This window comes from Vibrio genomosp. F10 str. 9ZD137 (genome assembly GCF_049974785.1).
Classification (GTDB): domain Bacteria; phylum Pseudomonadota; class Gammaproteobacteria; order Enterobacterales; family Vibrionaceae; genus Vibrio.
This window is the reverse complement of the sequence record NZ_JBNGCJ010000270.1, coordinates 1-11,762: the sequence shown is the minus strand read 5'-3', so window position 1 is coordinate 11,762 and position 11,762 is coordinate 1. Positions and strand designations below refer to the sequence as shown.

8 protein-coding genes and 1 riboswitch are annotated in these 11,762 nt (G+C 43.7%); of the genes, 6 read left to right on the top strand and 2 right to left on the bottom strand.

The features are described from left to right. Positions 1-452 (bottom strand): single-stranded DNA-binding protein (gene ssb, locus ACP45E_RS04595; protein WP_069584750.1); only part of this gene is annotated, 452 nt, incomplete at its 3' end. A gap of 287 nt (positions 453-739) precedes the next feature. On the opposite strand from ssb, the gene ACP45E_RS04590 reads away from it, so the two are divergent. The 4 genes from ACP45E_RS04590 to ACP45E_RS04575 all read left to right on the top strand — a co-directional run bounded on the left by ACP45E_RS04590 (position 740) and on the right by ACP45E_RS04575 (position 7,230). Continuing rightward, complete coding sequence (locus tag ACP45E_RS04590; RefSeq protein WP_017038245.1) at positions 740-1,387, top strand: LuxR C-terminal-related transcriptional regulator; 648 nt, start codon at positions 740-742, stop codon at positions 1,385-1,387. Positions 1,388-1,504: 117 nt separating this feature from the next. Further along, positions 1,505-2,374 (top strand): UTP--glucose-1-phosphate uridylyltransferase GalU, encoded by an 870-nt coding sequence (galU, locus tag ACP45E_RS04585; protein WP_017035365.1) that lies wholly within the window; start codon positions 1,505-1,507, stop codon positions 2,372-2,374. A gap of 180 nt (positions 2,375-2,554) precedes the next feature. Next, positions 2,555-5,377 carry an excinuclease ABC subunit UvrA gene (uvrA, locus tag ACP45E_RS04580; RefSeq protein ID WP_017038246.1) on the top strand — a complete coding sequence of 941 codons (2,823 nt, stop codon included), beginning with the start codon at positions 2,555-2,557 and terminating at the stop codon, positions 5,375-5,377. A gap of 65 nt (positions 5,378-5,442) precedes the next feature. Next, on the top strand, positions 5,443-7,230 hold the full coding sequence (locus ACP45E_RS04575; RefSeq protein ID WP_017038247.1) for a PglL family O-oligosaccharyltransferase: 1,788 nt from the start codon (positions 5,443-5,445) through the stop codon (positions 7,228-7,230). Between the two features lie 59 nt (positions 7,231-7,289). Here the strand turns inward: ACP45E_RS04575 and ACP45E_RS04570 are convergent, their stop codons facing one another. After that, positions 7,290-8,411 (bottom strand): pyridoxal-phosphate-dependent aminotransferase family protein, encoded by a 1,122-nt coding sequence (locus ACP45E_RS04570; protein WP_017035362.1) that lies wholly within the window; start codon positions 8,409-8,411, stop codon positions 7,290-7,292. A gap of 168 nt (positions 8,412-8,579) precedes the next feature. After that, positions 8,580-8,756: riboswitch (Lysine riboswitch) on the top strand. Positions 8,757-8,860: 104 nt separating this feature from the next. Here ACP45E_RS04570 and lysC point away from each other — a divergent pair. Both lysC and ACP45E_RS04560 read left to right on the top strand, forming a co-directional pair. Next, positions 8,861-10,210: a lysine-sensitive aspartokinase 3 gene (gene lysC, locus ACP45E_RS04565; RefSeq protein ID WP_017038248.1), complete on the top strand. Its 1,350-nt coding sequence runs from the start codon at positions 8,861-8,863 to the stop codon at positions 10,208-10,210. Between the two features lie 249 nt (positions 10,211-10,459). After that, on the top strand, positions 10,460-11,762 hold a 1,303-nt coding region (locus ACP45E_RS04560; protein ID WP_069584748.1), incomplete at its 3' end, for a cation:proton antiporter.

The window sequence follows — 11,762 nt, the reverse complement described above, 5'->3', positions numbered from 1 at the left end:
TGTTGCATCGCTGGCTGCTGTTGCTGCATGGCTGGTTGCTGAGGTTGGCCCCAGTTATTATTTTGCTGCTGACTAGCCTGTTGACCGCCACCACCTTGACCACGCCCACCTAACAGTTGCATTTGACCTGCTGGCCACTGAACAACGACTTCAGTTGAGTAACGATCTTGACCACTTTGATCTTGCCACTTTCGTGTTTGCAGTTGACCTTCAAGATAAACTTGAGAGCCCTTACGTAAGTATTCACCTGCAATTTCAGCTGTTTTTCCAAATAACACAACACGGTGCCACTCTGTCTTTTCGCGTTGTTCACCAGTTTGCTTGTCACGCCAAGTTTCAGAAGTGGCGACTGTAATATTTGCAATCGCACTACCATTGGCAGTGTACTTAACCTCAGGGTCTTGCCCAAGGTTACCCATAATGATGACTTTATTTACGCCACGGCTTGCCATGCTCTGCTCCGTCTAAATGATGTCTAAAAAATTCTGAGGGGTAGGATAGCATGCTTTAACACAGGCTCAAATCGTATTAAAAAATCCATCTAATTGTATGAGCCAATCAAGATTTTATTTACTCGTTTTTTGAACCCTCCCCTATCTCATCTAAATGACAAATAAGTAAATTACCTAACAATATGAAACCAGACGTAAAACAACATACTCCGCCTCAATATGCCTAGATATTCAGCTCGGCTTGCTTCATTTTGTAAACATAATGTAACAGGCTAGGAAGGTATATAATGAGAAAAGCAGATTACACTCGAACCGTTTATTTTTTATGTGAAGATAAGCACGCAGACTATCCTTACGTCAGTCGATTGGAGGCCGAACTATCGATAGAACTTCCAAAAATAGAGCCCAACGATTTACTCGAAGCCAACCCAAAACACCGACATAAGATTTTACTGATCGATTATCAAACTCATAAACAACTTCAACAACAAGTTCGTAATTTACCGATTACAGATAAGAACTTTGAAGTGATTATTTTCAACCTCAATAAGCGGCTTACGACCGACGAGTTACTCTACTTTGGCAACCTAAAAGGGTTATTTTACACTTACACAAATGTCGAAGATATTGTTCGAGGGCTTGGAGAAATCATTAATGGACAAAACTGGCTCCCCCGAAAGGTAACAAGTCAACTGTTGCACTATTATCGTCATGTGCTCAACAGCAACACCGCTCCTGTGATCGTTGACTTAACCTCTCGTGAACTGCAGATATTGCGCTGCCTTCAAGATAATTCATCCAATATTCAAATTGCTGATAGCCTATTCATTAGTGAATTTACGGTAAAATCACATCTTTATCAGATTTTCAAAAAACTCTCTGTTAAAAATCGAGTGCAGGCGATAGCATGGGCCAATCAAAATTTAGCGTCTTAATTTGGCGACAAAGTATGAATTCTGTACTAGATAAACCGTGGTTAACTAGCCAGAAACATAAAGCATGTTATCTTGACGCAAAATCATTATTTATACGGAATTACAAAGGGTTTTATCATGATCAAAAAGTGCCTCTTCCCGGCAGCAGGTTACGGAACTCGTTTTCTGCCAGCCACTAAATCAATGCCAAAAGAAATGATGCCAGTGGTCAACAAACCACTCATCGAATACGGTGTTGAAGAAGCGATTCAAGCGGGTATGAATGGTATGTGTATTGTTACTGGTCGTGGCAAACATTCGATCATGGACCACTTTGATAAGAATTATGAACTGGAACATCAGATCAGTGGCACGAATAAGGAAGAGTTGCTCGTCGATATCCGTAAAGTGATCGACAGTGCGAGTTTCACTTATATCCGTCAAAAAGAAATGAAAGGCCTTGGCCATGCCATACTCACTGGTCGTGACCTTATTGGTGATGAACCTTTCGCTGTTGTGCTGGCCGATGACCTTTGTGTCAATGAGCAACAAGGTGTGTTGGCGCAAATGGTTTCACTGTATAAACAGTTCCGCTGTTCAATTGTTGCGGTTCAGGAAGTACCTGAAGATGAAACTCACAAATACGGTGTGATTTCAGGTGAAATGATTAAAGATGATCTTTTCCGTGTCGACGACATGGTAGAGAAACCAGAGCAAGGCACTGCGCCAAGCAACTTAGCGATTATTGGTCGTTATATTCTGACTCCAGACATTTTCGAATTAATTGAGCAAACTGAACCAGGCAAAGGTGGTGAAATTCAGATTACCGATGCGCTTCTTAAACAAGCGAAATCTGGCTGTGTATTGGCTTATAAATTCAAAGGCAACCGTTTTGATTGCGGTAGTGTTGAAGGCTATATTGAAGCCACTAACTACTGCTTTGAAAATCTCTACCTAAAAGATGAAAAAACAACGGAGCTCGGTAAGCACTCAACCCATAAAGAGTAATAAGCTCGAGTGCTAAATCGCCTTGGAGTCAACTAACAATAACGCCAAGTCTTTTGCCGTTACACCTAAGGCCACTTTGGTATCAAAGTGGTCTTACTGTTTTTTTATCCAGTATTTTATTTGCACAATTGCCACACTATGTAATACTTGCAGCACTTAGTATTTCAATGAGCTTAGACAATGGACACAATTGAAGTTCGCGGTGCACGAACCCATAACCTTAAAGATATCAACCTCACCATTCCTCGCGATAAATTAATCGTTGTCACCGGACTTTCTGGATCAGGAAAATCCTCTCTCGCTTTTGATACGCTTTATGCCGAAGGGCAGCGCCGTTATGTTGAGTCTTTGTCAGCTTATGCTCGCCAATTTCTTTCGCTCATGGAAAAGCCGGATGTCGATCATATCGAAGGGCTGTCTCCCGCGATTTCTATTGAACAAAAATCCACCTCCCATAACCCGCGCTCAACGGTGGGAACCATAACAGAGGTGTATGATTACTTACGATTACTTTACGCGCGCGTTGGCGAACCACGATGCCCAGAGCACAATACCCCACTCGCGGCTCAAACCGTCAGCCAAATGGTTGATAGAATCTTAGAACTGCCTCAGGGTTCTAAGAGAATGCTTCTGGCTCCCATCATCAAGGAGCGTAAAGGTGAGCATGTAAAAACACTTGAAAACCTCGCGGCTCAAGGCTTTATACGCGCCCGTATTGATGGTGAAACTTGCGATCTTTCCGATCCACCAACATTGGAACTTCACAAAAAACACACTATCGAAGTCGTGGTCGACCGATTTAAAGTTCGTGATGATTTGCAGCAACGTTTGGCGGAATCTATAGAAACCACTCTCGAGCTCTCTGGCGGAATCGTAGTGGTGACGCCAATGGATGAAGAGGGTGAGGAAATTGTCTTTTCTGCCAATTTTGCTTGTTCACATTGTGGTTATAGCATGCAAGAGCTTGAGCCAAGGTTGTTCTCATTTAATAACCCAGCAGGTGCCTGCGGAACTTGTGATGGTTTGGGGGTTCAACAATATTTTGATCCTGAACGCGTCATTATGGATGAGAATGCGAGCCTAGCCGATGGAGCGATTCGCGGATGGGATCAAAAAAACTATTACTACTTTCAAATGCTCACCTCATTAGCCGATCATTATGGTTTTGACCTTAACACCCCTTTTAAGAAGCTACCTAAAAAGACTCGAGAGATTATATTAAAAGGTTCAGGTCGAACTGAAGTAGAGTTTAAGTACATCAATGATCGCGGTGATATTCGCGTTAAACGTCATCCCTTTGAAGGCATTCTTAATACCTTAGAACGCCGTTATCGTGATACGGAATCAAATGCGGTCAGAGAAGATTTGGTGAAATACATCTCAACGAAGTCTTGTACAGGGTGCAATGGAACACGCTTGAGAATCGAAGCACGTAATGTATTCATCAATGATACCGCCTTACCTCAAATTGTTGAGTTTAGTATTGCTGAAGCACTCGACTTCTTCCAAAACTTAAAGCTTGATGGCCAGCGTGGGCAAATAGCCGATAAAGTGATGAAAGAGATCAATGATCGCCTTCAATTTCTGGTTAACGTCGGTCTTAACTACCTTAACCTATCGCGCAGTGCCGAAACTTTGTCTGGCGGAGAAGCCCAACGTATCAGACTTGCCAGTCAAATTGGAGCAGGGCTTGTTGGAGTTATGTATGTTCTAGATGAACCATCAATTGGTCTGCATCAACGCGATAACGAAAGATTGCTTAAAACCCTGACACACCTCCGTGACTTGGGAAATACCGTTTTAGTCGTCGAGCACGATGAGGACGCGATTCGATGTGCCGATCATGTGATTGATATCGGCCCAGGGGCTGGTGTTCATGGTGGTCACATCGTAGCGGAAGGAACCATGGAAGAGATTATCGCAACTCCGGAATCTCTCACTGGTCAGTACTTAAGCGGCGTCAAAAAAATAGAGATACCCAAGCAACGCACTAAAAAAGATCCAAAGAAAACCGTTGAACTTATCGGCGCTACCGGCAATAACTTAAAAGAAGTCACACTATCACTGCCTGTTGGCCTGTTCACTTGTGTCACTGGCGTATCTGGTTCGGGTAAGTCGACATTGATCAACGACACCTTCTTTAAGATTGCTCATACCGCTTTAAATGGTGCAACCACAGCAACGCCTGCGCCTTACAAGAAAATAAAGGGGCTAGAACACTTCGATAAAGTGATCGATATTGATCAAAGCCCAATAGGCAGAACACCGCGATCTAACCCCGCGACCTATACCGGCATCTTCACGCCAATCCGAGAACTGTTTGCTGGAACGCAAGAGTCTCGTTCACGAGGGTATAAACCTGGTCGATTTAGTTTCAACGTTCGTGGTGGGCGCTGTGAAGCGTGCCAAGGGGATGGCATGATCAAAGTTGAGATGCACTTTCTTCCCGATGTCTACGTCTCGTGTGATGCATGTAAAGGAAAACGCTACAATCGTGAAACCTTAGAAGTGCACTACAAAGGTAAGAGTATTGATGAAGTTCTACAGATGACCGTCGAAGATGCACGCGCTTTCTTTGAACCTGTACCGGTTATTGCCCGAAAATTACAGACGTTAATGGATGTCGGCCTTTCCTATATTAGGCTTGGGCAAGCAGCGACCACCTTATCGGGTGGGGAAGCACAAAGGGTTAAATTAGCTCGCGAGCTATCTAAGCGAGATACAGGCAAAACATTGTATATCCTAGATGAACCCACAACCGGATTGCACTTTCACGATATTCAGCAATTACTCACCGTTTTGCACCGATTACGCGATCATGGAAATACCGTGGTGGTCATCGAACACAACCTCGACGTCGTCAAGACAGCAGATTGGGTCGTTGATTTAGGTCCGGAGGGTGGCCAAGGTGGTGGAGAAATTGTCGCTGAAGGTACGCCCGAATCAGTCGCAAAAGTGAAAGGTTCTCACACCGCTCGTTTTCTTAAACCTATGTTAAAATAGAAATAAACGCTAAGATAAAGAAACCAGCAGTGACGCTGGTTTCTTTATATAGGATGAGTAATCACATGGCAATATTGCATACTGGTGGCACCCGCCTTGAACCTCATGCACCAAGCATTCCTCTCAATAAGCCATTCTTAATCTCTCTCGCTGTTGTCTTTATCGTGGCGATGCATTTTTTTATGCCAAATCCGGGAGGATCAGGGCTAGCACTTTCTTTTAATGCCACCACTTGGACTGCCTTATCCATCACCCTTTCTATTGGGCTTTATCAATTAGCCACCAACCAATCTCTGATGTATTCAAAATTGACGATTGGTCTGCTGGTATGCTGTCTCTTAATGACCGTTCCAACGCTATACGGTAATGCAACGACATCAGCAGCATTAGGGCGGCTCGTCGGTCTTTGGGCTGGCTTTTTACTGTTTGTCCTCTTGCAACAATTTCGTTTCAGTAATAAACATAAACAGAGACTGTTGTGGTTTATAGTTATCGCCGTTTTTATTCAATCTGTATTTGGATTCTATCAATACCTACTTTTAGAACCTAATAATATGTTTGGCTATGATGCGATACGTAACAGACCATACGGTATATTTCAGCAACCGAATGTCATGGCAAGTTTCCTGGCTACAGGGTTAGTGATATCGGCGTATTTGCTTGCACGACAAACCAATAAATACGGTCGCTTGAGTGAAACCTCATTTTTATGCTTGATACCCTTATTAACCGCCCCTCTTTTGATCATTATTGCCTCTCGAACCGGTTGGTTAGGTGCCATCATTTCACTGTGTTTTGTTCTTCCATACTTATACAAATATTCGACACGTAAGCGATTTTTTTCCTGGGTAACCTGCTGCCTTCTCGGGGTTGGATTAGGTTTTTTCGCTACACATTCACAGGGCACAGATGCGCTGCTTTCTAGCAAAGCGGATTTAGAGAGCCCTAGAAAATACACTTTTCCTCAAGCGCTTGATATGGTGATTGAAAAACCATTTACCGGATACGGCTACGGTAAGTTTGAAGCGGAATACATACTTTACACTGCTCGTCAGCACCAATTGAACCCAAGTTACAAACCCGGCTTACCCGCCATGGACCACCCTCACAATGAGCTGCTATTTTGGGGGGTCGAAGGCGGGCTTATCCCGCTCCTGGCGATTTTGTTAGCGGCAAGCTTAGTGCTTTCTCGTATTTACTATGCAAAGAAGGGGATAAGGCTCGCCATGTTTGCGCTGTTTGTTCCGATAGTCGTGCATTCCCAACTTGAATACCCATTTTACCATTCAGCCATTCACTGGATCACATTCATGATCCTATTGTTCTGGGTGGATCAACGTGTCGCCAGTTATAAGCGTCTTCATTTTGGTCAATTTACAAAAAGTTTGCTTAGAGTAACGTGCATTATTACTCCCCTGATCACAAGCTTCTATATGTTCAGCGCCCTGCACACTAACTATGTTCTCACTTTGTTTGAACGCTCATCACCAAAACAACCTGAGATATTAGATCGAGTGACGAATCCTGTCGTTTGGAAAGATCGCTTTGACTGGGATATATACAGCACTTATCTCAATATTGGGTTACACACCCAAGAACCTGAGTTAATCAAACCCTACATACAGTGGTCGCTTGACATGATTCAGTCGAAGCCTAGACCCGCGTTTTACAGTAACTTAATTCTTGCGTACCAAGGATTGGGGGACAGTAGCCGAGCAGAACAAATTCGAGCTGAAGCGCAGTATTTATTTCCTAATAAAGACTTTACCGCCATTCAATATAGGCCACAATCGTCAGCGGAAGAAACGTCAGCGAAAAAAACGTTAACGGCAGAATCTACACCGAGCGAATAAAACCATAAAAGGGGCTAGAATGCCCCTTTATCAATGTAGACTACGATTGCAAATGATCGTTACTGATGCAATGTTTCTTCCAATGCTCGTAAACATAAAGAAACATTCTCATTTCTAGCAGCATACCCCATTAAACCAATCCGCCAGGCTTTACCCGCTAAACTCCCTAATCCCGCTCCTATTTCAAGATTATACTTTTCAAGCAAGGTTGACCTAACTTGCGCATCATCTACCCCGTCTGGAATATAAATCGCATTAAGCTGAGGAAGTCGAGAGTCTTCATTAACGACAAATGTGAAGCCAAGCTTTTCTAATCCCACTTTTAATTTCGCATGCATCTCTTTATGTCGTTGCCAGGCATTTTCTAACCCTTCACGTTTGAGCATCAATAACGACTCGTGTAATGCATAGAGGCTGTTGACGGGTGCTGTATGATGGTAGCTTCGCTTGCCCTCTCCACTCCAATATCCCAGAACGAGACTCTGGTCAAGGAACCAGCTTTGAACCGGCGTCGTACGAGCATTAATTTTCTCGATAGCTTTAGGTGAAAGAGTTAGCGGGGATAACCCTGGCACGCAAGATAGGCACTTTTGGCTTCCCGAATAAACTGCATCGAGTTCCCATTCATCGACTTTCAATGGCACCCCACCCAACGAGGTGACGGCATCGACAATAGTAAGAGCATGATACTGTTTCGCAATTTGACTCAATGCCTGCGCATCAGAAAGCGCGCCAGTAGACGTTTCCGCATGAACAAAAGCCAATATTTTGGCATCAGGATTCTCTTTAAACGCTTGCTCTACTTTATCTGTGCTGACAGGTGCACCCCATTCGTCGTCCACAACGATGGCTTTGGCACCTGCACGTATGACATTCTCTCGCATTCGCTCACCAAAAACCCCATTGCGGCAAACGATGACTTTCTCTCCTGGCTCAATAAGGTTAACAAAACACGCTTCCATGCCTGCGCTACCAGGAGCAGAAACGGCAATCGTAAACTCATTATCTGTCTGGAAAGCGTACTTAAGTAGCTGTTTCACTTCGTCCATCATGCCAATAAATAACGGGTCTAAATGGCCAACAATTGGGCGACTTAAAGCTTGCAATACTTGGGGAGAAATATCAGATGGCCCAGGCCCCATAAGTATCCGTTGAGGGGGGATAAAACTTTGAATTGGCATGCATGATCCTTATTACACGATGGTTTGAGTAACTACACTAGATCAAATCCCCAAAGCTATCAATGCGGCGTAAGTCTAGTGTGAATATGATGATCACACTTTGTAATTAATTCGTGGTAACAAATATCCATTGACATTCAACCGACAAAACCGTTCAATGAACGAGCTTTATGCAGAAGAGGAGCACTGCCCAGGCAGATATATGGTGGAACCTTAATTCCAATACAATATATCAATGGGGAGCAGTGCCGAGGTAAACGTAATGTAAGGGTTATGTTTATCGGTTAAGTGGGCTGAATCCCCTTAACTGTCACTAGCACCGCCTAGTGATGAGCTTCTGAGGTCAATCTATCTATATGCACCTCTTTTTCGCTCAACGATTCTCTTCGCTAAAGAACATTAGGTTATTATCAACCTGTTTATTTTTTACCCGTTGTAGGAGAAATGCTGTGAGCGCATTCAATGTCGCCAAGTTTGGTGGGACCAGCGTAGCCAACTTTGAAGCGATGAGCCGTTGTGCTGCTATTATCGAAAACAATCCAGAAACTAAGCTTGTCGTTAGCAGCGCATGCTCTGGAGTCACTAATTTACTTGTTGAACTCGCCAACGGTGTTTCAGACCAAGAACGACGCAGTGAAATTTTACAAAACATTGCCACCATCCACGATTCGATTATATCCAGCCTAAGTGACGGGGCAGAGACGGCATCTGAGGTGAATGCAATCTTAGAGACGGTAGCAAACCTGGCTGAAGCCGCTTCCATTCAGGCTAGTACCAAGCTAACTGACCATTTGGTGGCGTGTGGTGAATTAATGTCAACTTACATCCTGACTCAGGTGATGAGAGAGCGCGGTATTAATGCTGTTCGCTTTGATATTAGAGAAATACTGAGAACAGATGGAACCTTTGGCCGTGCTGAACCGCAACTGGAAGAGACCTCTGCATTAGCGAAAGATAAATTAGCGCCACTTTGCCAAGAACACGTTGTTATTACCCAAGGGTTTATCGGTTCAGATGCCGATGGCAATACGACAACACTAGGCCGCGGAGGCAGTGATTACAGCGCAGCCCTGATCGCTGAAAGTGTTGAAGCTTCGGGCCTCGCAATATGGACAGATGTTCCTGGTATCTATACCACAGACCCTCGAATTGCACCTAAAGCTTCACCGATTCCTGAAATTAGCTTTAGCGAAGCTTCAGAAATGGCGAACTTCGGTGCGAAAATCCTTCACCCATCGACGTTAGTTCCCGCGCTTCGCCATGACATCCCAGTATTTGTGGGATCGTCCAAAGAACCAGAACGTGGTGGCACGTGGATTCGTCACCACGCAGAGTCTTCTCCACTGTTTCGTGCATTGGCCTTACGAACCAACCAAACAATGGTTACCCTTCGTAGCGCCAATATGTTTCATGCGTATGGTTTCCTTGCCAAGGTGTTTGAAATTCTGGCTAAGCATAAGATATCCGTCGATTTGATCACAACGTCAGAAATCAGTGTTTCATTAACATTAGATCAAACAGACACATCAGGCGGCGCACCACAACTTCCTGAGCAGGCACGAATTGAACTGGAAGAATTATGTCATGTGGAAGTCGAACATGGTCTTTGCTTGGTGGCCTTAATCGGCAATAACATGAGTGGAAGTAAAGGCTACGCAAAGCAGGTCTTTGGCACGCTAGAAGACTTCAATTTACGTATGATTTGTTATGGTGCAAGCGCTCATAACCTATGTTTCTTACTCAATGAAGCTGATTCTAAATCGGCTATTCAAAAGCTTCACACTGAATTGTTTGAATAACGACAACGCAGGGCTGCTCATCATGGTAGCCCTGCATTTCTAGTCATTCATTCTACAAATCCTTCGTAATACAAACCACAAAACACATTACTTCCGCTAGCCACCATCAGAATCAATCTACTTTTTATTTCTGACTATCCCCTATCTAGATAGTTTACTTACTCACGCAAACATGACAAATAATGATTGCTATTTAAGCTAGCAGCGTTGAAAATTTCACGACATATTTTGTTACAAAGTCATGAGCCAATGTCCATCTACTACACACTTTGCTTTCTCTCAGCAGCAGCAATGCTGATTGCGTTTCTCAACAATAAAATCGTAAAGATGCAAACCACCATTGCGATTACAGCAGGAGCAATGGTGCTGTCATTGGCTATTTTAATAGTGGGTCAAAATAACTGGTTTCAATTGACAGAAATCGCGACGACCACCATTGCAAGTATCAACTTTGAAGACTTTCTCCTAAAAGGCATTCTTGGGTTTCTGTTATTCGGTGGTGGCCTAGGAATTAAGCTGCCAAACCTGAAAGACCAAAAATGGGAAATTACCGCTTTAGCACTAGGGGCGACATTGATTTCGACGTTTCTCATTGGTGGTATCTTGTATGGGTTCTGTCAACTGATTGGCATTCCCTTTGATTTTGTCTATTGCTTGTTGTTTGGTTCACTCATCTCCCCAACAGACCCGATTGCTGTGTTGGCGATTGTAAAAAAACTTGATGCGCCTAAACGAATCTCTACACAAATAGAAGGTGAGTCTTTATTTAATGACGGCTTTGGTTTGGTGATTTTCGTCACTATTTTTACTATCGCGTTTGGGACAGAAACACCAACAATCGGAAGTGTCAGCTTATTGTTTGCCCAAGAGGCTCTTGGAGGAATTGTATATGGCTTTGTTCTCGGCCTTATTTTTCATTACTTAATCAGTGCCACTGACGACCATTCCATGGAATTATTACTGACCATCGGAATCCCAACTGCAGGGTATGTCTTTGCGGATATCATTCATGTCTCAGGGCCTTTATCTATGGTGGTATCGGGTATCATGATTGGCAACTGGACTCGTTTTACCGGATTCTCAAAAGAGAGTGAAGAGCACTTAGATCATTTTTGGGAACTCGTCGATGAGTTCTTAAATGGCATTTTATTCCTCTTGATTGGCATGTCGATGCTACTTTTTAAATTCCACCAAGAAGATTGGATTTTAATGGCGTTCTCAATTCCATTGGTGCTGTTCGCTCGTTACTTCAGTGTCTTTGTTTCCTATCTCGGCTTCCAACGCTTTCGAAGTTACAATCCTTGGTCAGTGAGAATACTCACTTGGGGAGGACTGCGAGGTGGGTTAGCTTTAGCAATGGCTCTTTCTATTCCTTCTGGGATTTGGGTGATACCTGACAAGCTGATTGATGTGAAAGAGATCATTTTGGTCATGACTTATTCGGTTGTTGTTTTCTCCATTCTGATCCAGGGCTCTACGATTACGCCCATGATTGAGAAAGCCAAACAAGCGGAACAAGACACCTCCTCTGGCACTGGCACTGGCACTGGCA